The 26,309-nt window shown below is 65.6% G+C and carries 22 protein-coding genes; 12 read left to right on the forward strand and 10 right to left on the reverse strand.

Annotated elements, in window-relative coordinates:
* Positions 1-16: 16 nt before the first annotated feature.
* Together BH95_RS24510 and BH95_RS24515 are read right to left on the reverse strand one after the other, a co-directional pair.
* On the reverse strand, positions 17-838 hold the full coding sequence (locus BH95_RS24510) for an alpha/beta fold hydrolase (protein WP_037163618.1): 822 nt from the start codon (positions 836-838) through the stop codon (positions 17-19).
* 130 nt (positions 839-968) lie between these two features.
* A complete protein-coding gene (locus tag BH95_RS24515) occupies positions 969-2,543 on the reverse strand; it encodes a sensor histidine kinase (RefSeq protein ID WP_037184690.1) in 1,575 nt (524 codons plus the stop codon).
* Between the two features lie 75 nt (positions 2,544-2,618).
* Between BH95_RS24515 and BH95_RS24520 the strand changes: the two genes are divergently transcribed.
* Positions 2,619-3,005, forward strand: coding sequence for a response regulator (locus tag BH95_RS24520; RefSeq protein WP_347876821.1), 387 nt, complete (start codon positions 2,619-2,621; stop codon positions 3,003-3,005).
* Here the strand turns inward: BH95_RS24520 and BH95_RS24525 are convergent.
* The 4 genes from BH95_RS24525 to BH95_RS24540 form a co-directional block, all read right to left on the reverse strand.
* Positions 2,980-3,651: a response regulator gene (locus BH95_RS24525; RefSeq protein WP_019663722.1), complete on the reverse strand. Its 672-nt coding sequence runs from the start codon at positions 3,649-3,651 to the stop codon at positions 2,980-2,982. The genes BH95_RS24520 and BH95_RS24525 overlap by 26 nt on opposite strands.
* Positions 3,652-3,710: 59 nt before the next feature.
* Positions 3,711-4,430, reverse strand: coding sequence for a haloacid dehalogenase type II (locus BH95_RS24530; RefSeq protein WP_037144935.1), 720 nt, complete (start codon positions 4,428-4,430; stop codon positions 3,711-3,713).
* A gap of 94 nt (positions 4,431-4,524) precedes the next feature.
* A complete protein-coding gene (locus BH95_RS24535; protein WP_037184694.1) occupies positions 4,525-4,743 on the reverse strand; it encodes a hypothetical protein in 219 nt (72 codons plus the stop codon).
* Between the two features lie 55 nt (positions 4,744-4,798).
* A complete protein-coding gene (locus tag BH95_RS24540; protein WP_037163628.1) occupies positions 4,799-6,286 on the reverse strand; it encodes an MDR family MFS transporter in 1,488 nt (495 codons plus the stop codon).
* Positions 6,287-6,405: 119 nt separating this feature from the next.
* On the opposite strand from BH95_RS24540, the gene BH95_RS24550 reads away from it, so the two are divergent.
* Positions 6,406-7,107, forward strand: coding sequence for a TetR/AcrR family transcriptional regulator (locus tag BH95_RS24550; protein ID WP_230594270.1), 702 nt, complete (start codon positions 6,406-6,408; stop codon positions 7,105-7,107).
* Between the two features lie 10 nt (positions 7,108-7,117).
* Positions 7,118-7,696 carry a hypothetical protein gene (locus BH95_RS24555; RefSeq protein ID WP_019663717.1) on the forward strand — a complete coding sequence of 193 codons (579 nt, stop codon included), beginning with the start codon at positions 7,118-7,120 and terminating at the stop codon, positions 7,694-7,696.
* Between the two features lie 10 nt (positions 7,697-7,706).
* Here the strand turns inward: BH95_RS24555 and BH95_RS24560 are convergent, their stop codons facing one another.
* Positions 7,707-8,651 (reverse strand): phosphoglycerate dehydrogenase, encoded by a 945-nt coding sequence (locus tag BH95_RS24560; protein WP_037163635.1) that lies wholly within the window; start codon positions 8,649-8,651, stop codon positions 7,707-7,709.
* A 2-nt stretch (positions 8,652-8,653) separates the two neighbouring features.
* Positions 8,654-9,745, reverse strand: coding sequence for a tartrate dehydrogenase (locus BH95_RS24565; RefSeq protein ID WP_020111883.1), 1,092 nt, complete (start codon positions 9,743-9,745; stop codon positions 8,654-8,656).
* A 151-nt stretch (positions 9,746-9,896) separates the two neighbouring features.
* Between BH95_RS24565 and BH95_RS24570 the strand changes: the two genes are divergently transcribed.
* The 3 genes from BH95_RS24570 to BH95_RS24580 all read left to right on the forward strand — a co-directional run bounded on the left by BH95_RS24570 (position 9,897) and on the right by BH95_RS24580 (position 13,064).
* On the forward strand, positions 9,897-10,793 hold the full coding sequence (locus BH95_RS24570) for a LysR family transcriptional regulator (protein ID WP_019663714.1): 897 nt from the start codon (positions 9,897-9,899) through the stop codon (positions 10,791-10,793).
* A 28-nt stretch (positions 10,794-10,821) separates the two neighbouring features.
* Positions 10,822-11,373, forward strand: coding sequence for a TetR/AcrR family transcriptional regulator (locus BH95_RS24575; RefSeq protein WP_033189243.1), 552 nt, complete (start codon positions 10,822-10,824; stop codon positions 11,371-11,373).
* Between the two features lie 104 nt (positions 11,374-11,477).
* Positions 11,478-13,064: a GMC oxidoreductase gene (locus BH95_RS24580; RefSeq protein ID WP_196249964.1), complete on the forward strand. Its 1,587-nt coding sequence runs from the start codon at positions 11,478-11,480 to the stop codon at positions 13,062-13,064.
* A 19-nt stretch (positions 13,065-13,083) separates the two neighbouring features.
* Here BH95_RS24580 and BH95_RS24585 read toward each other — a convergent pair whose 3' ends face one another.
* Positions 13,084-15,219, reverse strand: coding sequence for an HNH endonuclease signature motif containing protein (locus BH95_RS24585; protein WP_037163641.1), 2,136 nt, complete (start codon positions 15,217-15,219; stop codon positions 13,084-13,086).
* Between the two features lie 862 nt (positions 15,220-16,081).
* Here BH95_RS24585 and BH95_RS24600 point away from each other — a divergent pair.
* The 6 genes from BH95_RS24600 (at position 16,082) to BH95_RS24625 (ending at position 25,403) form a co-directional block, all read left to right on the forward strand.
* Entirely contained in the window at positions 16,082-18,883 is a 2,802-nt protein-coding gene (locus tag BH95_RS24600; protein ID WP_037163646.1) for an AAA family ATPase, read from the forward strand.
* 118 nt (positions 18,884-19,001) lie between these two features.
* Positions 19,002-20,273, forward strand: a complete 1,272-nt coding sequence (gene mdo / locus BH95_RS24605) for an NDMA-dependent methanol dehydrogenase (protein ID WP_019663709.1) — start codon at positions 19,002-19,004, stop codon at positions 20,271-20,273.
* An 18-nt stretch (positions 20,274-20,291) separates the two neighbouring features.
* Positions 20,292-21,359, forward strand: a complete 1,068-nt coding sequence (locus BH95_RS24610) for a MadB family AAA-type ATPase (RefSeq protein WP_020111876.1) — start codon at positions 20,292-20,294, stop codon at positions 21,357-21,359.
* The gene (gene madC / locus BH95_RS24615) at positions 21,356-22,894 is read left to right on the forward strand and encodes a MadC family VWA domain-containing protein (RefSeq protein WP_037184701.1); all 1,539 of its coding nucleotides are present in this window, start codon (positions 21,356-21,358) and stop codon (positions 22,892-22,894) included. The genes BH95_RS24610 and madC overlap by 4 nt, the downstream gene beginning before the upstream one ends.
* Positions 22,895-22,947: 53 nt before the next feature.
* On the forward strand, positions 22,948-23,781 hold the full coding sequence (locus BH95_RS24620) for an NmrA/HSCARG family protein (RefSeq protein ID WP_037185520.1): 834 nt from the start codon (positions 22,948-22,950) through the stop codon (positions 23,779-23,781).
* Positions 23,760-25,403 carry an MFS transporter gene (locus BH95_RS24625; protein ID WP_052060163.1) on the forward strand — a complete coding sequence of 548 codons (1,644 nt, stop codon included), beginning with the start codon at positions 23,760-23,762 and terminating at the stop codon, positions 25,401-25,403. Before BH95_RS24620 ends, BH95_RS24625 begins: the two co-directional genes overlap by 22 nt.
* Here BH95_RS24625 and BH95_RS24630 read toward each other — a convergent pair.
* Positions 25,370-26,254 carry a DUF5996 family protein gene (locus BH95_RS24630; RefSeq protein ID WP_037185526.1) on the reverse strand — a complete coding sequence of 295 codons (885 nt, stop codon included), beginning with the start codon at positions 26,252-26,254 and terminating at the stop codon, positions 25,370-25,372. The genes BH95_RS24625 and BH95_RS24630 overlap by 34 nt on opposite strands.
* Positions 26,255-26,309 lie beyond the last annotated feature (55 nt).

Below are 26,309 nucleotides of genomic sequence, written 5' to 3' on the forward strand. Positions count from 1 at the left end.
AGAGGTACGGCCCGCGCTACTTCGCGATGAAAGCGAGAATGTCTGCGTCCAAGGCCTTCTGGTAATCGCCGTGGATGCCGTGCGGTGCACCGGGATAGACTTTGAGCGTGCCGTCCTTGACGAGTTCGATGGACTTCAGCGCTGCCGCGGCGATCGGCACGATCTGATCGTCGTCGCCCTGAGCGATGAACACGGGAACGGTCAGAGCCTTCAGGTCCTCGGTGAACTCGGTCTCGGAGAACGCCTTGACGCAGTCGTACGCCGCGGCGAGGTTCACCAGCATGCCCTGACGCCAGAAGTCGTCCTTCGCTCCCTGCGACACCTGTGCGCCGTCGCGGTTGGCCCCGAAGAACGGCTCGGCGAGATCCTTGTAGAACTGCGACCGGTCGGTCAGGACGCCGTTGCGGATGTCGTCGAGCGCCTCGATCGGGGTGCCCTCCGGATTGGCGTCGGACTTCAGCATGATGGGAGGTACGGCACCCGCCGTGATGACCCGGGCGACGCGGGTTCCGCCGTGCTGCGCTGCGTAGCGGACGACCTCGCCGCCTCCGGTGGAGTGACCGATGAGAGTGAGCTCCTGCAGATCGAGTGCCTCGACGAGTTCGGCGAGGTCGCGAGCATACGTGTCCATGTCGTTGCCGGTGTAGGTCTTCGAGGAACGTCCGTGGCCGCGGCGATCGTGGGCAATGGCGCGGTATCCGGCGTCGGCGAGCAGCTTGAGTTCGAGCTGCCACGCATCCGAGGACAGCGGCCACCCGTGGCTGAGCAGCACCGGCTTACCGGTGCCCTGCTCGGTGTAGTAGATCTCGGTTCCGTCGGTTGTGGTGATGTACGGCATGGTGAGCTCCTCGAATGGAAATGCTGGGCCCCGAAAGGGTGGTACCCAGAACACTCGTCCACGCGCGCGTCGATGTCGTCGCGGCTGGCGTCCACACCGTGTGCCTGATTTCGGCCGGGCGCGATACCGGCTAGCCGGTAGGCGCCGCGATGGTGACCGTGAGAGACGTGCCCGCACCGGGAGGGCTGTGCAGTGCCAGCGTGCCGCCTGCTGCCGCCACCCTGTCGTGCAGACCGATCAGGCCCGATCCGAGGGTGGGGTCGGCGCCGCCCCGACCGTCGTCGGCGACGGTGAGGGTCAGGTCGCCGTCGGTGACGACCGCAGTCACCTGGACATGTGAGGCGCCGGCGTATTTGGCTGTGTTGGTGAGTGATTCGGCGACGACGTAATACGCTGCCACTTCGATGGAGTCGTCCAGGCGGACCGGAATGTCCGTCGTGAGCGATACCGGTACCGGGCTGCGACGAGCAAGCGTCTTGAGTGCAGGCGCCAGTCCGCCGCGCGAGAGGATGGCGGGGTGTATGCCGCGTGAGAGCTCGCGGAGATCGGAGTGTATCTGCGCGAGTGTGTCGACACTGCGGTCCAGGCTCTGTCTCAGCTCGCGCAGATCCTCGGGAACGACGGCCTGTGCTGTTCTCAATTCCATTCCGAGAGAGACGATTCTCTGTTGCGCGCCGTCGTGCAGGTCTCGTTCGATGCTCCGTCGGGCCTGGTCCGCAGCGGCGACGACACGAGCCCGCGACCGGGTGAGCTCTTCTCGCGTCTCGCTGTTGTAGACGGCGGTGGCGAGGAGGTCCGCGAAGTCGGTCAGTCGGTCTTGCAGATCGGGCTCGACCGAGCTCTCGGTGGAGCCGACGACGATCGCACCCCAGATTCTTCCGTCGACGCTGATCGGTACGCCCAGGCCGAGTGCAATTCCTCGGCCCTGGAGACGGTCGACGATATCGCCTGTTGCGGTGGTGAAGTCGATCGTCGCGGGTCGGCCCGTCGCGGCGACCGCGGTGCACACGTTGTGTCCGCCGAGCGTGAGCCTTTCACCGGGAGTGAGCCGATGTCCTTCGGTGGTGTCACGCCCCGCGAGCACCACGTACGTCCCCGGCGTCGAGCTGTCCAACCCCGAACGAGCCTGCACGGGGTCGAGATGCACGGGGTCGGAATGCACGGGGTCGAAATGCACGACGGAGACGTGCTCGATGCCGAGACCTCCGGCGAGCTCGGCGGTGACGGCGGCGTAGACCTCGTCCGGCTCGGCCCTGGAGGCGACGAGGGTGGCGACCCGTCGAAGCGACGCTTGTTGTCGCGCCAACGCCGTGGCTCGGCGGTTCTGCCGCGCCGATTCCACTGCACGCAAACGGGACTGCCCGACGAGCGTGTTCGTCAGCAGCGCGAGAGCCAGGAAGACGACGACTGCGGGGACCAGGCTTTCGCTGCTTTCGATGACGTGGATGTACGCGTATGCCGCGGCGCTGGCAATCGAGGTCGCGATCGACAACCGAAATCCCCAACCGGCGGAGACGACCAGCACACCGAACAGGAAGACCGCGCCGAAGGCGTTCTCGGGTGCGATCCGTTTGAGCATCAGAACCACGACGATCTCGACCAGAACGAGCGCCGCGGCGAGGGCGATTCCGCAGGCGACGGGAGGGGAGCTGGGACGCAGCACCAGGGTGACGAGGCGCTCCTTACGCGTCACGGACGTCGTCATCGGACGTAGCCCGCGGGACGAGTATTCCGGCTAGCGGGCATGTCGGCCGAGGCGGCGTCTGACACCCTGGGTGAAGTGAAGTCCTTCGCCCGCAGCTGCCTCATCGTCGACGACAGCGACGCGTTCTGCCTGTCGGCGCGCCGAATGTTGGAGGCGGCAGAGGTCACGGTCGTCGGAACTGCGTCGACGCTCGCGCAGGCGGTGGAGATCGTCCTGGGCGCACGCCCGGATCTGGTTCTGGTCGACATCGACCTCGGTGACGAGAGCGGGTTCGATGTGGTGGAAGCAATCGCCGAGGCGGGCGCCGAATCACGGCCGTCGATCATCCTGGTGTCCACGCACGACGAAGACGACTTCGCGGACCTCGTGGAATCGAGCTCGGCCGTCGGGTTCCTGCCGAAGTTCGACCTGTCGGCCGAGTCGATTCGAACGCTGCTCACGACAGTGTGTCGAGATACATGATCACGGCGCGCACGCGTCGGTGGTCGTCCGCGGTCTCGGCCAGATCCAGCTTGGTGAGAATGCTGCGGACGTGCTTCTCGACGGTGCCTTCGGTGATCCACAGGCGACGGCCGATACCGGCGTTGGACAGCCCCTCGGCCATGTGAGTGAGCACGTCGCGTTCCCGCGCGGTCAGCGCGCCCAGCGGATCGTCGCGGCGTTTCGCCGCAACCAACTCGTAGACGAGCGCGGGATCGATCACGGACGATCCTGCGGCGACGCGTTCGACGACGCCGACGAAATCGTCGACGTCGGTGACGCGACTCTTGAGCAGATACCCGATGCCCTGGGCCGACCCGTTCTTCATGTCGTCGAGCAGTTCCAGCGCATGCTCCACCTCGACGTGAGCGGAGAGCAGAAGCATCGAGACGCCCGGGAATTCGCTGCGAATGCGGAGTGCGGCGTCGAGCCCTTCCGCGGTGTAGGTCGGCGGCATTCTGATGTCGACGATCGCCAACTGTGGACGCTCACGGTCCACCAGTGCGAGCAGTTCCTCCGCGTCGCCTGCCGTGCCGACCACGTCGAGCTCGGCCCGAGTCAGCAGGCTGGACAGCCCCTCCCTCAGCAGTACGTCGTCATCGGCGATCACTACCCGCAGCCCTGCCATCACGCTCCCTCACGCTGGTGTCGAGAGAGCAGTGTGCATCGGCGGTGCGTCCGCCGTCATCAGTCGTTCGACTCTAAAGCTGCGGCAGCGAAGTCCGCCATGGACGGAAACTCGAGACCGTAGCCGACGTCGCCCGTCGGCTCGGGTGTCGCGCCCCACCCCGGTCGTGCGTGTCGACGGTTGATCCACACGGAGTCGAGGCCGTGGCGCGCAGCAGGGACGTGGTCGTGGAACAGGCTCTGCGCGACGTGCAGAAGTCGGGTCCTCGGGATGCCGAGATCCGCGAGCGTGGCGTCGAGAGCGTCGAAGTGCTGGGGTGCCGGCTTGTACGCTCCGACATCCTCCGCGGTGATGATCCGGTCGAATCGAACGCCGAGACGGGCGTTGCTTCCGGCGAATCCGTCGCGGTGAACGTTGGACAGGATGATCAACGAGTATCTCGACGCGAGAGCCGCCAGAGCGTCGTGACTGTCTGCGAACGCGGGCCACTCGGGGACCGAACTGCCCAGGCGCGTCGCCCACGTATCGGAGACCGGAGCCCCGAGAACCTCGCCGGTGCGACGGAACGCGTCGGCGAGGATGTCGGGATACAGCGACCCGGGTGAATCCACCTCGGCCTGCGCCTCGTTCGCGGCGTACGCGAGCAACAGTTCCTCGTCGGACATCGTCAGCCCGACATCCCGCGCCCAGGGCGCGAGAACCGCGGCGATTCCGGTTTCCCAATCGATCAGAGTGCCGTAACAATCGAAACTCAATACGTCGTACTGGGCAAGATCCACGGACGGTCCTCACTGCTCGGCTCGGCTCGGCTCGGCTCAACACCGTAACGCCGGATATCGCGGACCGCACGTGGTGCGAGTTCGACGCCGGGCGTCAGTCCGAGGACTTGCCTTCAGTTGCATCCCCGTCGGTTGCATCCCCGTCGGCGAGATCCGGAGCGAGCTCGCGGGTGGCCATGCCGCCGTTCTTGCCTTCGTCGACGGGACCAGGATGCCCGCCCTTCGGAGAATCCTCGGAGCGGGCATCGGTGTTGCTGTGGTCAGGGGTGTTGCTGTGGTCAGGGGTGTTGCTGTGGTCAGGGGTGTTGGTCATGCCGACTGGAGTAACCGTTGTCCAGCGGCTTCAACCGCCGGGCACGGTACGGGCGCTAGGCGGTCCTGACTTCCTCCGGCTGAACGCGCTCGGCCGGCTGGTCGGCTGCAGGCCTGCGGATGAAGAACGAGGCCGCTACCGCGACGAGGGAGACGACGCCTCCGCACAGGAAGGCGGTGTGGATACCGTCCTGGCTGGCCGCGGTCTCCGCGACTCCGGAGGCAACGCGTGAGGCTGCCGTCGTGGACATGACGGTCACGAACAGTGCCGTACCGGCGGCGCCCGCCAACTGCTGGAGGGTGTTGAAGATCGCGCTGCCGTGCGAGTACAGGTGCTTCGGCAGCGATCCCAGCGACGACGTCATCAGCGGTGTCATGATCGTGGCGAGACCGACCGACAGAACACAGTGGATCGCGACGACCATCGGGAGCGAGGACTCGGCGTCGAGCAGGGTCATCGCCCAGAGAGCGGCGCTGACGATCATCGCCCCGGGAATGACGAGGGGCCGCGGGCCGATTCGGTCGAACGCGCGTCCGACGAACGGCGCGAGCAAGCCCATCGTCAGACCGCCGGGCAGAAGCATGAGTCCGGTGGTCAGCGTGTCGAGTCCGAGGATGTTCTGCAGGTACATCGGCAGCAGGATCAAGGCACCGAACAGGGCCATCATGCTGATCATCAGCATGCCGAGTCCGATGGTGAACGTCGGTGTGGAGAACGGCCGCATGTTGAGCAGGGCACGCTCCGAGTCCTGACGGGCGATCTGTCGCATCACGAAGATCGCCAGCGCAACCACTCCGACGGTCAACGGAATCCACACGGGGATCGACGATCCCTCGGCGGAGTGGCCGATGCTGCTCAGCCCGTAGACGAGTCCACCGAATGCCAGCGCGGACAGTACGACCGACAACCCATCGAAGGATGGCCTGCTGGTCGGCGTCACGTTCTTGACCAGTCCGACGCCGATGCCGAAGGCGATCAACGCGATCGGCAGCACGAGCCAGAACATCCAGCGCCAGTCGAGTGCGTCGAGGATGATGCCGGAGATCGTCGGGCCGACGGCAGGAGCCACGGCGATCACGATGGAGATGACGCCCATCATCTTTCCTCGCTCGTGGGCCGGAACGAGGTTGAGGACGGTGTTCATCAGCAACGGCAGCATGAGGGCGGTGCCGCTGGCCTGGACGATGCGGCCCGCGAGCAACAGTTCGAACCCGGGAGCCGACGCCGCCAGCAGGGTGCCGACGGTGAACAACGTCATCGCGGCGACGAACACCTGACGCAACGTGAAGCGCTGGAACAGGTATCCGGTCGTCGGGATGACGACGGCCATGGTGAGCATGAAGCCGGTGGTCAGCCATTGTGCGGTCGTTGCGGTGATGCTCAGGTCCACCATCAACCGCGGCAGCGCGACACTCATGATCGTCTCGTTGAGGATCATGACGAATGCCGCGACCACCAGGACGCCGATGAGCAGCCTCCCGCCCGGCGGCAGCTGTGAGGCCTCGTTCTTGCTCGGCGAAGTATCCATCGCGTCTGTCTGCATGTTCAGTGATTCCTCGAAGTGTGGCCGACGTTCTTGTTGACAGTGTGCGGCGAACTGACAGTGACTGTCAACTTGGAATGGACTGGTATGTTGAGGCCAACAGAAAGGGTGACGCGGAGATGAACAATGCGGGTGGGGCGCCAGCGCAGTCCGATCACGCGCAGTCCGATCATGCGCAGTCCGATCATGCGCAGTCCGATCACGCGCCGCCGGTGCTCGATCTGAGGGAACGACGGCGGCGCGAGACCCGGCTGGACATCAACCTGGCTGCGCTCGACTTGTTCGAGCAGCGGGGAGTGGCCGCGACGACCGTCGACGAGATCGCCAAAGCGGCAGGCGTGTCGCCCAGTACGTTCTTTCGTCAGTTCAAGACGAAGGAAGAGTCGATCCTGTCGGTGGATCTCGATCTGGACGCCGAGATCGAGCAGTGGCTCGAGCACACCGACGCACGCGACATCGACCTCGCCGGGATGGAAGCGATCTACGAACGCGCCGCTCTTCGGCTCGTCGGAGCCTCGGAGGAAACCACGAGCCGCGTGCTGCGTGCGCGTCGACTCATCAACGGAGACGCGCAGTTGCGAGCCACTGCGATCGCGATGGATGCGACCGCGCTGTGCCGCCTGTCCGACGCGCTGACTAGCGCCCTGAACGGCACGCGATCACGCACGTTCGCACGGCTGATGGTCGAGAGTGCGGGGATGACGCTTCGGATCGCGTTCGACGAGTGGGCCACACGCGTCGATGCAGGCGAGGACGCCGATCTCGCGGAAATCTATCGAACTACGCGCGGTGAACTGCGACAGGTGATCGGGCAGCAATAGTCTTCTCCACATGATTGCCACACTGCGGAGCCGCATCGTTCGGACGGCTGCGTACCGGCGCCTGTCCACTCGGGCGAGCGGACCGCTGACCCCCACCCGCGCTGCCGCCAGGCTGTCGGCGTACGTCTATGGAAACATCCTCGTGCTGACCGCGGTGGTCGCGGCGTCGCCCGCGAGCATCGACGACGGCGACGCGTTCCTCCTCGTGCTGGCCACCGCATCGACGACGTTCGTTGCCCACGTGTTCGCCGAGATCGTCGCGCGCAGCAACATTCCCGAGTCGGTGCACGGATCGACCGACACCCAGAAGAAGCAGACGGTGATCGACGAGATCCGAGACGCCGTCCCCATCGCGTCGTCCGGCACCGTTCCGGCGGCGATCCTCGCCCTCGCCTGGCTGTGGATCCTGCCGACGTTCTGGGCGCAGCTCATCGCCGGTGGGGTCGTGGTGTTCCGCATCGCGACACTGCAGATCGTCGCTCAGCGACTACGCGGCGAACCCCTCACGTTCAAGGTGTTCGTCGCCGGCCTGGTGACCGCGGCTCTGGCCGCCGTCATCGTGTTGCTGAAGGTCTACACCTCGCACTGAACTGTCAGGGTCAGGCCAGGTCGACACGGGAGAGCGGCTCGTCACCGTCCAGGACTCGCAGAATGTCTTCCGCTGCCGAGCGACTCGCGCTCGCGCGTGCCTGCGCGGTCTGGCCGGCGAGGTGGGAGGTGACCACGACGCTCGGAAGCTCGCGCAGCGCACTGGCGGTCGGCAACGGCTCGACGTCCACCACGTCGAGCCCGGCCCCGGCGATACCGCCCGAGCGCACCGCGTCCGCCACGGCGTCCTCGTCGACCAGGGAACCTCGGGCCGTATTGATCAGCGAAGCAGTGCTTTTCATGATCGACAGTTCGCGAACGCCGATCATGTGCGTGTTTCGGGCCGTCGGCCGCACGTGCAGCGACACGAAATCGGACTCGGCCAGCACCTCGTCGAGACCGCAGTACTGCACCGGCCTCGCGGGGTCGGGATACGACGTGTGGACCAGCACTCGCATTCCGAAACACGCGGCAAGCTCGGCCAGACGTGACCCGCTCGGCCCGAATCCGATGATCCCCAGCGTCGACCCGCGTAGTTCGACGGTGTCGTGCCGCGGCCAACCTCCGCTCGCCACCCCGGCGAGCGTCTCGCCGACGCGTCGAGCGCACATCGAGACCAGCATGAACGCCATCTCGGCGACGGCGTTGCTGTTGGCCCCCGGTGTGTTGCACACGGCGACCCCACGCCGCGAGGCCGCGTCCACGTCGATGGTGTCGTAACCCACCCCGCTGCGCGCAATGACGGTGAGATCGGGTGCTGCATCGATCATCTGGGCCGTGATCGGTTCTCCCGCCACGAGGGCGGCTTCGGCGACGGAGAGCAGCGAGGCCATCTCACCCGGAGGGCGCGCACCGCGTGCCGGGCTGTGGACGGTGGTGTGCCCACGGCCGCGAAGAAGCCGGTCGACGTCGTCACCCGGTTCGAGATAGTCGGTGGTGATCAGAATCCGTGCCATGCTCAGTGGCCGCTGACGTCCGACGCGAGCAGAGCATCCTTCACCGCGGCGCCGAGGCCGGCGGTGGTACCCGTGCCACCCAGATCCGGTGTGGCGTAGGAGCCGTCGGCCAGAACGGACTCGACGGCACGCAGAACCGCGGCGCCTGCCTCGGGCTCGCCGAGGTGCTCGAGCATCAGCGACGCGCTCCAGATCTGCCCGATCGGATTGGCGACGCCCTGCCCGGCGATATCGGGTGCGGAGCCGTGCACCGGCTCGAACAGGCTCGGGAACTTCCTCTCCGGGTTGATGTTCGCGCTGGGCGCGATCCCGATCGTCCCGGTGCATGCCGGGCCGAGATCGGACAGGATGTCGCCGAACAGGTTGCTGGCGACGACCACGTCGAACCAATCCGGATGCATCACGAAGTTCGCGGTCAGAATGTCGATGTGGTACTTGTCCACTCGGACGTCGTCGTACCCGGCGGCCATCTTCTCGACGCGTTCGTCCCAGTACGGCATGGTGATGGAAATGCCGTTGCTCTTCGTGGCCGAGGTCAGGTGGCGCGCAGGCCGCTGCTGGGCGAGATCGAAGGCGTACTTCAGGATTCGATCGACTCCCGTCCTGGTCATCACGGTTTCCTGGATGACGGTCTCCCGGTCCGTGCCCTCGAACATCGTGCCGCCGATGCTCGAGTACTCACCCTCGGTGTTCTCGCGAACGACATAGAAGTCGATCTCGCCCGGCTCGCGTCCGGCCAGAGGGCTTGTCACGCCCGGCATCGACTTGACCGGCCGGAGGTTGACGTACTGATCGAACGTGCGACGAAACTGCAGGAGGCTGCCCCACAACGACACGTGATCCGGCACCACATCCGGCCACCCGACCGCGCCGAAGAAGATGGCGTCGAAGCGATTCAGTTGATCGAACCAGCCGTCGGGCAGCATCTTTCCGTGGGCGGTGTAGTACTCCGCACTCGCGTAGTCGAACTCCTCGATGTCGAGCGTGAAGTCGAACGTCGACGCGGCCGCCTGCAGAACCGCGAGACCCTCGGGAACCACTTCCTTGCCGATTCCGTCTCCGGCGATGACAGCGATTCTGTGCGTGGAACCCATCGAGCGGTCCTCCTGGTTTCGGTCTGTAGGTGTCGGTCTGTAGGCGTCGGTCTGTAGGTGAACGTTCGGTTCGACAGTAATTCGCAAGAAGCCGCGGAGAAAGGGGGCATCTGGCAAAGTATTCTTTCCTTGGAGGAAAGAAAGGCGTCGAATGCAGAAGGACGATCTCGGATTCTTCGAGGTGGTGGCCAGATCGGCGAGCCTCACCGCTGTGGGGCGCGAGCTGGGGGTGTCCGTCTCCTCGGTCAGCAAACGACTCGCTCAGCTCGAATCCAGGTTGGCGGTCCGCCTGGTCCATCGCAGTACCCGCAGGCTCACGTTGACGCCGGAAGGTGAGCGGTACGCACGCGGTGCCGCGGCCATTTCGGCCGACGTGGCCGAGCTGGAGGAATCGATCAGCGGCCACTACGCGGAGCTGCGGGGTCGACTTCGGGTTCACTCGTCGGTCGGGTTGGGGCGGGCGCACATCGCGCCACTGATGGCGGAGTTCGTGGCGTTGCACCCGAGACTTGAGGTGGACGTGGAACTCTCCGCGACACCTCCGGCGGCATCGATGACGCCGTACGACCTCTCCATCCGGGTTGGTGCGCTGCAGGATTCGAGGTCCACCGCCAAGCGGCTCGCGCGCAGCCGTCGGATCGTGGTCGCCTCGCCCGGGTACGTCGCCGAACACGGATCGCCTCGCACCATCGAGGAGATCCGCCGGCACAACTGCATCGTGCTGCGGCAGGACGCGGGTGACTTCGCGCTGTGGCGATTCGGCGTCGGCGCCGACGAGACGGCGCTGCGGGTCTCCGGGAACATGACGAGCAACGACGGGGACGTCACCACCGCGTGGTGTGTGGAGGGACGCGGTCTGCTGATGCGATCGCTGTGGCACGTCGGTCCGATGCTGCGCGACGGCTCGTTGGTGCAGGTTCTTCCGGACATCGCTACCCCCGACGCGGACATTCATGCCGTCTACTCGGCGGCTCCGCAGGTTCCACGACGGGTGCGCGCGGCCGTCGACCATCTTCGCGAACACCTGCCACCGCGCCTGTCCGCGTGAAACTGCTGACGACGTAGATAATGGACGAATGCGGTCGCGCCAGAAGGTCCTCAACGCAACTCTGCGGTTGATCGAGGACGGTGGATTCGAGGGGGTCAACGTTGCCGCGGTCGCCGGTGCCGCGGGGGTCTCGCGGCAAACCGTCTACAGCATCTTCGGGTCTCGCGAAGAGGTCGTGTCTCAGGCGGTGGCCAGTCTGGTGCTGGAGATTCTGGGCGGCATTCGTGCGAGGCTCGAATCCACCGGCTCCGTGGCGGAGTTCGCGACCGAGATGATCGTGTCGGGACGTGACGCGTTTCGCTCCAATCCCGTGCTCGCGGCGCTTCTGGTGGCGGAGCAGGGAAACCCTGTCTTCGACTACGGGATGATCGCGCGCGCCAAACCTGTTGCGCGGCAGTTCTTCGACTCGCTCGTCGATCGCGGCATGGTCGACGAGCGGCACCTGGACGAGATCGTCGAGATCACCGTGCGCCTCGGCCTGTCGGTGATCGTCTTCGACAGCGATGCAGTGCGTACGGACGAGTCCCTTCGTGAGTTCCTCGGCAGGTGGCTCGAACCCGCGCTCGACCGACTGGCCTGACACCGCACCCGAGAAAACCTTGACACTTCTTCGCTGGGGTGTCTAGTTTTGGATCCGCGCGGTCCGAAGGGGCTGTCGTTTCCGACGGGGTGGGGGTGGGCTCGTTGCCGACTGTGAGTCGCAGAACGTTCTTGACCGGGGCGGGGGTCGCTGTTGCGGGCGCCGCACTGGGAGGTAGCCGGGCCGGTGCCCGCTCGAGGGTGAACCGGGTGCCCCTCGTTCGAGAGGACCACCGCGTCGTCGTCGTGGGGTCCGGATTCGGCGGCGGCGTCGCCTCGCTTCGATTGGCGGAGGCCGGTGTGCCGGTGACGGTGCTCGAGCGTGGAATGCGCTGGCCGACCGGCCCGAACGCCGAGACGTTCCCGCACGCGGCCAACCCGGACAAACGCATTCTGTGGCACAGGTCCAACCCGCAGCTCTTCGGGAGACCGGTCGCCTTCGATCCGTACGCCGGTCTCCTCGAGGCCGTCGTCGGAGACAACATGACGGCGCTGTGTGCGGCCGGCGTCGGAGGCGGGTCACTCGTCTACCAGGGAATGACACTGCAACCCGCGGAACACGTCTTCGACGCCAATTTCCCGGACGGCCTCGACTGGAAGACCCTCGACCGCGTGCACTACCCGCGCGTGGCACGCATGCTCGGGCTGGCCACCGCACCGGACGAACTGATCGACAGTCCCAACTACCAGGCAGCGCGAGTGTTCGCCCGGAACGCGGAGCGTGAGGGATTTCCGGTATCGAAGATTCCGATGCCGATCGACTGGAACTACGCCCTCGCAGAACTGCGCGGAGAAATGGCACCGTCCTACACCAACGGCGACGGCGCTCTCGGGGTGAACAACGGTGGCAAGAACTCGGTCGACGTCACCTACATCGCCGCGGCCGAGGCGACGGGACTCGTCACCGTGGAAGTTCTGCACGAGGTCAGGGACGTGGAGAGGGCGCCCGACGGCAGGTGGACCCTCTACGTCGACCGAACGGACCCGTCGGGTGTGGTGCTCGAGAACAAGATTCTGACGACCGACACGCTGGTGATGGCCGCGGGCAGCGCCAACACCACCAAGTTGCTGCTGCGGGCGTCCGCGTCGGGGCGTATCCCCGACATGCCGGATGCTCTCGGCGAGGGATGGGGTACCAACGCAGACCGCATCTACGTGTGGACCGACATCGTGAACGGGTTCGGACCGCAGCAGGGAGGACCCGTCGTCTACGGGAGCTTGCAGTGGGACGATCCGAATGCTGCCTTCACGATCATCCAGGCGTCGTTTCCGCCGCTCGGGCTGGACGGCCGAAGTACGACGATGGTCGGGTACGGCGTGAGCGAGGGACGCGGAAGATTCGTGTACGACAGTGCCGTCGACGATGCGGTACTGCGGTGGCCGTGGGAGGGTGACTCGGGTATTCAATTGTCGAAGATCGGGCCGGCTGCACACCGGTTGGCCGGTCCGTCGGGTGTACTCACCGATACCAACGCCCTCGTGCCGACCACGTGGCATCCACTCGGCGGAGCCAACATGGGTGCGGTGTGCGATCTCGAAGGTCGTGTCCTCGGGCAGCGTGGACTGTACGTTCTCGACGGGGCGCTTCTCCCTGGCAATGCGGCCGCCTGCAATCCGTCGATGACCATCGCAGCCATCGCAGAACGCGCCCTCGACCGACTGGTCACCGAGGACGTCGGCACGGTGATCTAGCGTCCCGAGCGCAGAGCATTCAGAAGGGCGCCCGGTAGTTTCGTGTTTCTCGGGCTGCGATGACCGTTCGATGCTCGACGAACATGCGCCGAATGAACGTGGCGTCCTCCCGGTCCTGGGTGTCGGTCATCCGCGCGATATCGCCGAGCGAGGGTATGCGAATGGTGCCGTCGGCCATCGGAGAATTCATGTTGGCGACCTTCGACCACGTCGAATCGGTGACGGAGATGTGCATCTCCCACCATGTCGGCTCGTACAGTGCGTCGGAGGGCACCCGCTCCAGCGTCGCTGCAGCGTCTGCTCTGTCGGCGGACATGGGTTGCGCCGAGTCGTCCAGATCGCATGGGTCGACGACGTAGCCCATGCCGCTCTCTCGGTCCGAGTTCCATATCCACGATTCAGGCCGCATGCGGTGTTTCGATGTATGTCGGAACGTCGCAGGCACCACGACTGTCCCGAAGGTCGACGGTGTGATGTGGCGCAGGCCCGACGTCGACACCCAGTAGATCGCGTCGCCGGCCAATACCGCAGCGGTCCACAGCTTCAGTGTTTTCGCTTGATGGTGGTATTTGCACAGAGGCTGCAGGTTGGATCGAACGGTCCATCCGCCTGCGATGGGATCGTTGTGGTCGAACGGTACGACGTGGTCGATCTCGCACCGTTCGGACGGCACACTGCACCCAGGAAATGTGCACGTGCAGTGTGTAGCTCGCGTGAGTGCGACAAGCTCGGCCGACGGCCTGTACGTCAGCGCGCCAGGTGGCGGCTCGAGGAAACCGCCATGGCCGTCGGGGTGTACTCCGCGGGTCAACGATGAATCCTGCGCCGACGCGGACAGGAAGTCCTGTATGTACTTCGACAGATCGATGTCGCGGTGTCGGCCCTTCGACGACGTTGTTCTGTTGGCGGAAGCGGATTCCCGTGAAGGCAGCGGAGCTGCCGACCGGATCTTGCCACGGCGCAGCAGCCGCACAGCGCGCGGACCTTCCGACGCGCCGCCGCCCGAATGTACCCGCGGTACAGGACCGGACGGAACATCAGGGTCGGACGGAACATTAGGGCCACCTGAGTCACCGTGGCCGTCGGTGTCGCTGTCCCCGTCGTTGCCGTCGGTGTTGTGTTGCGGCGAGGCATCGTCGGACTCGACCCGGGCTTCGGCGGTGCGATCGGTTGCAGTGGTCGCTTGGTGCGCGGCGTCGAGAAGTTCGGTCAGTAGGATCTGCCACTCGGCACTGCCGGCGATGTGTCGTGCGATTTCAGTATCGAGAACGGTTCCGTCTCCGAGGGTCGCGGGTTCGTTGGTCAGCCCCAGCAGTGTCTTGATGTCGATCATGATCTGGAGCAGGTGGGGGCGACGATCCTTGTGGACTCGCTCGGTGCTGCGGACAGGGCACTCTGCTCGACCACACGTGCAGAGGATGTAGTCCTCGCGGTGGAAGAGAGCCAGCAGTGCGAATCCTCGGAGCTGCTTCTTGGTCCGCGGATCACGGGAGCACACTGTCCCGATCAATTCTTCCAGAACTGAGTTGCATTCCGCGCCTTCGAGAGTGGACATCTTGGCAATGAGGGTGGCCGTACCGTCATCGCCTCGCTTCACCTCGGCGCAGCGCTCCTCGGATTCGGTTGCTTTCTGAGCGGCGGAGGCTTCGGCGGCGTCGTGCTCGAACCAGGCTCGCCAGATGTTCTCCTTGAGTGCTCTGGTGTTCATGCGCAGCGCGGCCGACAGTATGGACTCCTCCAACGCCGCGACCGTGGTGTCGCTTGCCTTCTCCAAGGTGAGTGCGATTGCCCGGGCGCGTGGGTAGTCCAAGTCGCCCTCGTCGAAGGCTGCGGAGACCCGAGGTAGGCGCCACGCGAGTTGCGCACCGACGGTCAACAGGTCACGCGTCATCATGCGGGAGAGGGACAATGCGACGGCGGCCTCGCATTCGACCGTGCGCCTGGCCAACGCGATGTCGGCTTCGTCCTCTCCTAAGTGATGTACGTCCATCTCCGTTGCGAATCTGAGTTCGGTCAAGTCATGTACCGAACGGACCACCGCGGCAGCGCACCTGTTCTCGGCCCGGCGGGCATCTGCAAGCGAGGACAGTGCCGGCGCCGCAGCTGCATCGGCAGCTGCGCGAATCTCTCTGGTCGTGCCCCCCTGCATTCCCATGCCCCAAGTGTAATCGAACGTATGTTCGAGTGCAATAGCACCGCTCTGCGTGTGTATGCGTGTGCGGAGTTCACTTACCGAGGATCATCGGGTTGCGGCGGTAGCGTTGTTCGAGGAGGGTGTTGGTGCTTTCTCGGCTGCTGCGAAGGTTGGTGGTAGGTGCGCTGTGGTCTTGCTTTACGACCGGTGGAGGGTTCGAGGGGGAATTCGTTGGTGGAGAAACCGGATCGATAGTGCTTTTCGTTCGACTTCGAACTTGCTGTGGTGCAACGCGTTCTGGCTGGGGAGAACAAGATCGAGCTGGCCGTGAGTGCGGACTGTCGTCGGCAAGAATCATCGATCCGTGGGTGCGCGGATATCGCCGCGACGGCGACGGGGCGCTACGTCCGAAGAGGGCGACCGGCACCGTCGGGAGTTGATCCGGGTGAGGCCAGCGAGCTCGACCGCCTGCGTGAAAGGAACGAGCGGGTGCGCACTCAGGTGGCGTACCTGGGACAACTGCGGGCCTCGAGGGAACGCTAGACGTTCTTCCACGGTCAGGCGTAGTTGCGCCGGCCCGACCCGAAGGCGGCGTTGAAGGCTGAGGTGACCAGCGTGTTCGAGGGCAACTCCTAAAGAAGAAATGTTTCATCACCTCCGATACCTCGACCGGTTCAACAACGACCGCATCTCGTTACGCCTCGACGGCCTGCGCCGAGTGCGATACCGAGCCCAGGCCCTCGCGGCCTTAGACTTTGCGTTGAGCAGTCCAGCCACGGGGTCCAGCGCGTTGCCGTGGGTGGCTATGCGAACGTCGTACGACAGGCGCGGCGGTGTCACAATGTGAACGACAGATTGTTGCTACAACTACGGGCGGTGCTCGATGACTGCGGAACACCCGCTCGCCGGGGCGCTGGTCGGGCGAGACGCGCTGGCTGCGTCGATCACTCGCATGGTGACGGATCCCGGCGCGGGTGATCGGATGTTCTGGCTGCTGGGGGAGGCCGGGATCGGGAAGAGCACTCTTCTCCGGCATGCGCGTGCCGTCGCCGAGGACGCCGGTGTTCGAGTGCTGCAGGCGTCGGGCGTGGACGCCGAGACGCAGCAGATGTTCTCCGGACTTCAGCAGTTGTTGTGGCCGGTCATGGCGTTCGTCGACGGTCTACCCGAGGCGGTTCGAACCCCACTCGACGAGATGTTGGGCCGTGCGCCGTTGCCCGCGATGGTCGACATGTACGCCTGCAGGCACGCGGTACTCCACCTCTTGGAAGTGCTCGCCGAGGAGTCACCTCTCGTCCTGCTTCTCGACGACGCGCACCTCCTCGACCGGGATTCGCTCGACATCGTCGTGTACGCGGTCAGGCGGGTGGCCGGGCCGATGACCACATTGTGCAGTGCGCGGGGGCACCGGATTCCCGACGGCGTCGATCCCGGTGTCGCGGCAGCCGAGGTTCCGAACCTCACCGACGCCGAGTCGGCTGCGCTGTTGGACCGTCAGCCCACGACGCCGTCTCGCTCCGCGCGGCTCGAGATCATCCGTCAGGCCGAGGGAAATCCTCTCGCGATCATCGAGTTCAGCCGTGCCGTCGTCCGGTCGGGCGTCGACCTGTCGGCCGGTACCAGCGACGACCGGGTTCGTCGGGTGCAGTCGCTGTTCTCCCTTCGGATCGCCGATCTGACACCGCCGACGCGAAAGTTGTTGCTCTACGCGGCGTCCGGATCCGGATACGAATCCTTGGACGTCATCACCGCGGCTGCAGGGTTCGGCAGCGATCTGTCGGTGTGGAGGGAAGCGGAACACTCCGGTCTCGTCGTGATCGACGGCCGCGCCGTACATTTCACGCACCCACTGGTGCGCGCCGCAGCCTATTCCGGTTGCAGTGTGGATCAGCGCCGCGCCGCACACGAGGATTTCGCGGCTCGTCTGGTCGACGATCCGCCGTGCCGGGCGTGGCACCGTGCTGCGGCAGCGGACGGCCTGGACGAATCGGTTGCCGCGGAACTGGAAGGCGCCGCCGAGCTGTCCCACCGCCGAGGTGGATTCTTCGAGGTGGCACGTGCGTTGGAACGGGCTGCGCAGATCTCTCCGGCCCCGGACAAAGCGGCATTGCGATACGCCAGTGCCGCGCACGCCGCCTACATGGCGGGCGATCCGCAGTGGGGACTGTCGTTGGCCGCTCAGGTTCGCCGAGCAACGGTCTCGCCCGAGATTCGGAGTGCCGCAGCGCTTCCGACCGCGTCGATTCTGTTGCAGACCGCCAAACCGGACGAAGCGTTCGACGTGGTGCGCCGCACGTTCGCGGAGTACACGCCGACGGACGAAAGTCTGGTCCTGGCGCTGCTGTTCACCGCACTCGGTGCTGCACATTTCAGCGGTGGCGAGTGGCGCAGAACAGCGCTGGCCCGTCTCGCCGAGGCGATTCCCGCACCGAGCGCCCCTGGTGAGCTTTCCTCGGAAGGACGCGACCTTCTGTCGCCGATGCCGGACGCGGCGAAAGAAGCAGTGCGGCAGCTGATTGCCGAGTACTCGACGAGCACCCTCGGAGCGGAGGCCCACGAAACCCTGGACGAGACCTCGTCGATCGCGGCGAAGATCTCGTATCTGCTGGCGGAAGGGACGAGAGCGTACCTCAGCGAGAACAGTGTCGACGCCCTGTCCTACTTCGGACGCGGCATCGAATCTCTGCGTGAAGTAGGAAGTCTCGGTGCCGGCGCGATGGGAATGGCTGCGTTCCTCGGTGCCCTGATCGACACCGGCCGGTGGAGCGAGGTGGACAAAGCTGCCGACGAGGCGTCCGAGGTGGCGGCAGTGGGCAGGATGGCACTCGTCGACGCCAACGTGGAAATCCACCGCGGAACGATCGAATCGCACCGCGGCAACCTGGACGTCGCGAAAGGACACCTCGCGCGGGCGGCGACGCTGTTCGAGCCGAGGGCGAACGGTGCGCTGACGGTCGATCTGACGCGGGCCCGTTCGTTCCTCGCCTGTGTGAACGGTGATTTCGCAGGCGCGTACGAGCGTTTGCGCAGTGTGTTCGAGGACGACGGCACACCGGTGCACAGTATTCAATCGGTGCTGGGAATCGCGGACCTGGCGTGGGCGGGTGCCCGAAGCGGGCAGCAGGCGTCGGCCAGGCGGTTCGTGACGGCCATCGGGCGTGCGATCGGGTCGAAGCCACCGGCAAGAATCAGGTTGCTCCGGCACTTGGCCGCCGCGCTGGTGAGCGAAACCACTCGCGGTGCCGAACGTCATTACCGGACGGCAGTTCTCGATCCGGACGGTCATCGGTGGCCGGTCGAGCGTGCACGCGCTCAGCTCCACTACGGGGAATGGCTGCGCCGCAACCGCCGTCCGACCGAGGCCAGGCCGCACCTGGCAGCGGCGTTGGATACTTTCGAGTCCGTCGGCGCGCGGACGTTCGCGGACATTGCCCGGGCGGAACTGCGGGCAGCCGGGGGATCTCGCGGATCGACGCCGACGGCGACGGACGGGTGGGCGTCACTGACGGCTCAGGAACAGCACATCGCGACTCTCGCCGCGGAAGGGTTGACGAACCGTCAGATCGGCGAGCAGCTGCACCTGTCACCACGGACGATCGGCTCGCACCTCTATCACGTGTATCCGAAGCTCGGAGTCAGCAAGCGTCACGAACTGCGGGGGATGATCGACCGGGCAGCACCGTGACCTGACCGATCGGGTAGTTCGGTTCAGCGGACGGGTGGTTCGGGGTGAAATCCCTTGTCGCCGATCACGTCGAACCCTCAGAGTGAGCGTAGTCACACCGACTCACCAGGAGGATCCGATGGCAATCGAGCTCAACCAGATCTGGGATTTCCCGATCAAGGAATTCCACCCCTTCCCACGCGCACTTCTCGGAGTGGGCGCACACGACATCATCGGCGTCGAGGCGAAGAACCTCGGATTCAAGCGCTCGTTGCTCGTCACCACCGGCCTCCGCGGTTCGGGGATCATCGAGGAACTCATCGGCAAGATCGAGTACCAGGGTGTCGAGGTCGTCCTGTACGACAAGGTCGAGTCGAACCCCAAGGACTACAACGTCATGGACGCTGCTGCCCTCTACCAGAAGGAGAAGTGCGACAGCATCATCTCCGTCGGTGGTGGCTCGAGCCACGACGCAGCCAAGGGCGCTCGCATCGTGATCGCTCACGACGGACGCAACATCAACGAGTTCGAGGGCTTCGCCAAATCCACCAACAAGGAGAACCCTCCTCACATCGCGGTATCCACCACCGCCGGAACCGGTTCGGAGACGTCCTGGGCGTACGTGATCACCGACACGTCGGACATGGACAACCCGCACAAGTGGGTCGCGTTCGACGAGGCATCGATCGTCACCGTCGCCATCGACGATCCGCTGCTGTACTACACCTGCCCGCAGCACTTCACCGCCTACTGCGGGTTCGACGTGTTGGCCCACGGCAGTGAGCCTTTCGTCTCCCGGTTGGACTTCGCGCCGTCTCTCGGCAACGCTCTGTACTCGGTGGAGCTCGTGGCCAAGAACCTCCGCGAGGCCGTGTACGAACCGCGCAACCTGAAGGCCCGCGAGGGAATGATGAACGCGCAGTACATCGCCGGACAGGCGTTCAACTCCGGTGGTCTGGGCATCGTGCACTCCATCTCGCACGCGGTCAGTGCCTACTTCGACTCGCACCACGGCCTGAACAACGCCATCGCTCTGCCCCGCGTGTGGGAGTACAACCTGCCCTCGCGGTACGAGCGTTACGCACAGATGGCAGGCGCTCTCGGCGTGGACACCCGCAACCTGACGACGGTGCAGGCGGCCGACGCTGCCGTGGAAGCCGCGATTCGCCTCGCGAAAGACGTCGGCATTCCCGACAACTTCGGTGAGGTCAACACCAGGCTCTACGACAAGAACCGCATGAACACCGGCAAGTACACCGGACGCGGCGAGGTCATCCCCGGCGACGAGAAGACGGTGCTCAAGATTTCCGAGCACATCCAGGGAGACTGGTGCACCCCGGGCAACCCCCGCGAGGTCACCGTCGACTCCATGATCCCCGTCGTCGATCACGCCATCAACAAGGCTTACTGAGCGCAGGAGAGAACCACCATGACATCGGCCGGCCTGGAGGCATGCAGTGAACCGATCTTCTCGACCAGCGCGGACACCGTCCGTGACGGTCTTCGCGAAACGGGATACATCTCGGGTGACGATCTCGCCGTCGTAGTCCATCTCGCGATCGCCCTGGATCGACCACTGCTGCTCGAAGGGCCGGCCGGTGTCGGCAAGACCGAACTGGCCAAGGCGCTCGCCGTCGCAGGCGGGCGCAGGCTGGTGCGGTTGCAGTGCTACGAGGGACTGGACGACAATCGCGCCCTCTACGAATGGGACTACGCCAAACAGCTTCTGCACGTACAGATGCTGCGCGATCGCATCGGCTCCGAACTCGCGGCGGTCGAGAGCACCGCGGAAGCGTCGCAAATACTGGCGGACACGGATTTCGGGCTGTACTCCGAGAAGTTCCTTGCGGTGCGGCCACTCCTCGACGCCATCCTGTCCGAGGAACCCGTCGTACTTCTCATCGACGAGGTCGACCGGACCGAGGAGTCCATGGAGGCGATGCTCCTCGAGATCCTCGCCGAGAAGCAGATCACCATCCCGGAGGTCGGAACCTTCGCGGCGAGGACCGACCCGTGGGTCATCCTCACCTCCAACGACACTCGCGAACTGTCCGCCGCGTTGAAACGTCGCTGCCTGCACTTCTCCGTCGGCTACCCGACGCCCGAACGGGAACGTGAGATCGTGTCCTCCCGGGCCCCCGAAGTGGAGGACGCCACCGTCGCCGACGTCGTCGAACTCGCCAGGTCCCTGAGGGAACTCCCGCTGCGCAAGAGTCCATCGGTCTCCGAGGTCATCGATGCAGCCCGCGCCGCGATGATCCTGAAGGATCACGACACCGAACGCACGCGAGAGATCCTGCTGGCAGCTCTTCTCAAGTACGGAAGCGACGTCGAGCTGGTTCGTGGTCGAGCGCAGACACCGGAACCCGAGACAGCCGACGAGCCGCGCACGAGCGTCGCCTCTCGGCCGCCCAACACCACCACCGCGGCCTTCCGAGGTACCGGCGGCCGCGACCCGCGCTCGACCGGCAGTGGGTTCGGAATCAGAAAGAAGTGAGTGCCGTGTCCGGTCTCGCTCCTCGAAGTACACCGGCGTACGTACTCGACGTCGTCGCGGCGGTGTTCGGCCGCCTGCTGCGTCGGCACGGCGTGTCGGCGTCGCCCGCCGAAGTGATCGAAGTACGACGGGTTCTCGGTCTCGTCGGTGCCGGTGACCTGAGAACCCTCGAGTCCGCGTTGCGTGCGACGTGCGCCAAGTACAGCTACGAGCAGGACGGATTCGACGCCGCGTTCGACCGGCTGTTCCACCCCCGGCCGGTTGCCGTTCTGGACGAGCATCGGCCGACGCGTGATTCGGGTGCCGACGGGGCGCCTACTACCCTCGAGATCTCGAACGACGACAAGGACACCGGCCGCTACGCGGACTACAACGAGAATGCAGCCGAAGTCGGTGACTTCTTCGACACTCCCGAGGCGGACAAAGGATTCAACCCGCACAAGGACGACGACGACCTGTCCATCACCGGTGCGGACTCCAACCTGGCCGTCGACACCGAGAACGACAGCGGCAGAAGGGGCGTGTCGTTCACCGTGGACGTCGACCGCGCCGACTCCGCGACCGTCGGCGACCTGTCGTCGGCGCAGGCGATGATCTCGCAGGGGACGCTGACATGGGACGACCCGGAGGGCATTCTCCGTTGGCTCGACGCCTACGACCCCCACTCGCTCTACGGTGACCAGGGTGACGGAGAACCGTTGACCGCGGCGCAACTCGACAAGTTGGTCGACGCGGTGGAAGCGTTCGTCGACGCCATCGCAGGCCAGGATCGAACCGCAGGCTCCCGAGACACGGCGACGGCGTCCGATGCACCCGAGTCGGACATTCCGTCGCGCGCCGAGGTGGGCGATGCGTGTCGAGAAGTGCTGCGCCGCATGCGTGGTACACCGCGACCTCGCCCACGTGAAGCCACGAACGGGCGACTGAACATGCGCCGAACGGTCCGGGCGAGCATGAGAACCGACGGCGTGCCTTTCCATTTGATGGTGGACAAGCCAGTGCCGGAACGGGTTCGGCTCCTCGTCCTCGCCGACGTCTCGCTGTCGGTGCGTCCGATCACCGCGTTCACCCTGCGGCTCGCGCAGGCGATGCGGCATCGGACCAGCAGGTGCACGGTGCTCGCCTTCGTGGACAATCCCGTCGACGTGACGGACCTGCTGGCGCGCAGTACCGGTGACGACGCGCTCGCATCGGTGCTCGCGGCACCCGAGTTGGACCTGGAGGCGAGCAGCGATTACGGCCGCACGCTCGAGGAGCTGTTGACGACGCACGGCTCCAAGGTCACCTCGCGCACCTCGGTCCTGATCGTCGGTGACGGCCGGTGCAACGGTCTGCCACCGCGGGTGGACAAACTGGAGGAACTGGCCAGGAAGGTGCATCGCCTGGCCTGGGTGACACCCGAGCACGAGAGGTATTGGTCGCAGGCCTCGTGCGCCATGAGCGAGTACGCCGAGGTGTGCAACGGCGTCGTGACGGCCAGGGATGCGCGTCAGTTGATCGAGAGGGCGCCCGATTTGGGTAATGCTCTGCGCTGAGTTCAGTCGCACGACTGATGACCGAGCCGCACGGACACGGCAGTGTGACGACTATGAGCAAGCCTTGTGCAGTCGTGGGAGCAACCGGAGGTCAGGGAGGGGCTGTCGTGGACGCCCTTCTGGAACGGGGCATTCCGGTCCGGGCCCTGGTACGGCGCCTGTCCGCCCGCACCGACGCACTCCAGCAGAGGGGTGTGGAGATCAGAGAAGCGGACATCACCGATCGGTCCGCGACGACCGACGCGTTCACCGGTGTGGCCGGAGTGTTCGCAATGACCACTCCGTTCGAGGACGGGCCGGAGGCTGAGATCGCCCAGGGGCAGGCACTCGTCGACGCACTGGTGGCCGCGAACGTTCCCCACGTCGTGTTCTCGTCCGTTGCCGACGCGGATCGATCCACGGGAATACCGCACTTCGAGACGAAGGCCAGGACGGAAGCGATTCTGCGAGCGTCCACCGTGCCGTTCACCATCGTCGGCCCCACCTACTTCTACGACAACATGCTGGGCGGCATCGAGGACGTTCGACGTGGACGACTCGACCTACCGCTACCGGTGGACACCCCGTTGCAGCAGATGTCCCGCCGCGATCTCGGGCGATTCGTCGCGCTCGTGTTGTCCGATCCGTCCCGATTCCTCGGCGCCCGAATCGATCTGGCGTCCGACGATCCGACACCGACCCGGATGGCCGCTGCGCTCGGGGCAGTCCTCGGTACCGCCGTCACCGCGTACTCGTACGACGCCGCCGCGATCTCGTCGCCGGACATGCGCGCGATGTTCCAGTTCCTGACCGATACCGGGTACGACGCGGACATCGACGGTCTGCGCCGCGAGTACCCGGAGGTCGGCTGGCAGAGGTTCACGGAATGGGTGGCGGAACTGAGGTGACTGGGGTGACCGCACACGAGGGTTCAGCATGGGCGCCGTTGCGAAACTCGGTGTATCGCATGCTTTTTCTCGCTCAGCTCGTGTCCAACATCGGCGGCTGGATGCAGACCGTCGGGGCGCAATGGTTCCTCGTCGAACGAAGTGCGTCGACGACGGTGATCGCCTCGGTACAGACCGCGAGCCTCGCCCCGACGTTGCTGCTGGCGCTGTTCGCGGGAGTCCTCGCCGACGCACTGGATCGCAGGATCCTGCTTCTCGTGATCGGCGTCGCGTCGAGTGTCACGGCCGGCGTTCTCACGGTCCTCGCCTGGACGGGCACGCTGACCCCGATCGGTCTGCTGGCGTCGACCTTCGTCCTGGGGTGTTGGACGTCGCTGTCGGCACCGGCCTGGCAGGCGATCCAGCCCGAGTTGGTTCCACGGGAACAGATTCCGGCAGCGTCCGCACTGGGAAGCGTGACGGTCAATGCAGCTCGCGCTGTCGGTCCCGCCATTGCAGGCGTGCTCGTCGCGTTCGCCGGGCCGACGTTCGTCTTCGGTCTCAACGCCCTGTCGTTCCTGGCCGTAGTCGGTGCGCTGCTGGGATGGAAGCGTCCCCGCACGGACAACTCCGGCCGCGAGCGACTCGGAGAATCGTTGCTGACAGGCCTTCGGTACGTCCGATCCGGGCCGATCGTCCGACGGATCATGGTCCGCTCGGCACTGTTCGCCTTCCCTGCGTCGGCGCTGTGGGCGCTTCTTCCGTCCATCGCGTCGTCCGTTCTGGACCTGGGCGCAATAGGGTACGGCGCGCTGCTGGGTGTCCTGGGTGTCGGGGCGGTGGCAGGCGTAGCACTGACACCCGCGCTGCGAGCCCGGTGGTCCGCCAACACACTTCTCGTCGTGTCGGCGGTGGCGTACGGCGCGGGAACCGCCGCCCTCGTGTGGTTGCCGATGTGGGTGGTGATCCCAGGTCTGGTGTTGGCCGGTATCGCGTGGATCACGACACTTACCGCATTGAACGCGGCCATCCAGCTGTCGGTCGCGCATTGGGTCCGCGCTCGGGCGATGTCGGTCTATCTGTTGGTGTTCATGGGATCGCAGGCCGCCGGATCCCTGGTCTGGGGGTGGGTGGCGTCGACCATCGGTCTCGTCGACGCCGCGCTGGTGGCGACGGCACTGCTCGTGATCGTCGCCGCCAGCGTGGCCCTGCTGCCGCTGCTGCCGGACACCGGAACCCTCGATCGGACGGTGTCCAGCGCCTGGCCGACACCGACGGTGGTGTTCGAACCGGAACCGGACGACGGACCAGTGCAGATCACGGTGTCCTACACGGTCGAGGACTCCGAACGGGACGCGTTCACCGCAGCCATGGCAGGAGTCGGGCGTTCACGTCGACGCACCGGAGCGTTCTCCTGGCGCTTGTATCGCAGCCTCGACAACCCGGAGCTGATTCTCGAACAGTTCCGCGTGCCGTCGTGGTCGCAGTACCGACGCCAGCGCGACGAACGCTGGACCGGCTCCGACCACGAGGTCATCGCGGCGGCGCTCACCCACGTTCTCGGCGGAGCACCGGCAGGCGAAACCCACGCGGTCTGCCTTTCACCCCGTCACCAACCGGCGGTCTCCACGGCAGCGCAATGAGTCTGCTCGAGGAACCGGCGCACCGTGGCCGCGGGGTCGTCCGACTGGCGAACGAGGTGGTACGGCAGGACGTACTCCCCGAGTGCGGAGTCCCAGTGCGCCGGCGCCTCGACGGCAGGGTGGGTGTCGTACCCGTCGGGATGGGGGTAGGCGTAGGCGTAGAAGACGCCTTCCTCCGCCCCACCCGGCCAGTACCCGGCGCTGGAGACCTCGTCGCTGTACGCCTCGTGCATCACCCAGTCCGGGCAGTTGGGGATACCGCCGGGATGAGTGGGCGCTGGTCGGCCGGAGAATCGCGTGACCGCCAGGTCGAACGCACCCCAGAAGAAATGAACTGGGCTCGACTTGCCGCGGAAATCGGCCCGGAACGCGGAGAACACCGAGTGCGCGCTGACGAGCGAACGCCAGAACGCCGACACCGCCTCCGCGTCGTAGGAACCGTGCACGGTGTCCTCGGCGAACGGCGTCGCGTCGGGCAACTCCACCGGCGTTCCGACGATGTCGACGTCGATGCTCAACGCGTCGAGGTGCGCGGTGTACTCGGAGTAGAAGTCCGCGACGGTGCGCGGTTCCAGCTTCATGCGGCGCGAGCTGCCGTCGGTGACCTCGAAGATCAGTTCGTGAGCGAGGAAGTCGAACCTGATCTCGAGCCCTCGATCGCCGACGGGCATCAACGACGTCGTCAGGCCGCGGGCGTCGACGTACAGGGGCACACCCCACCAATGATTGACGGCCGGACCCAATGCCATTCGGGTCTTTCCGACGATCTGGGTCCAGAGTTGAACGGTGTCGCGGGTCTCGATCCACGAGTCCACCGGAAGTGACGGCCATGCGTCGTATTCGGGTTGCATGGACATATCGTCCTGCACATCGACTCGAAAAACATCAGTACGTCGACTGACTACT

Origin of the sequence: Rhodococcoides fascians A44A (assembly GCF_000760735.1) — a bacterium.
In the GTDB taxonomy this organism is placed as follows: domain Bacteria; phylum Actinomycetota; class Actinomycetes; order Mycobacteriales; family Mycobacteriaceae; genus Rhodococcoides; species Rhodococcoides fascians_E.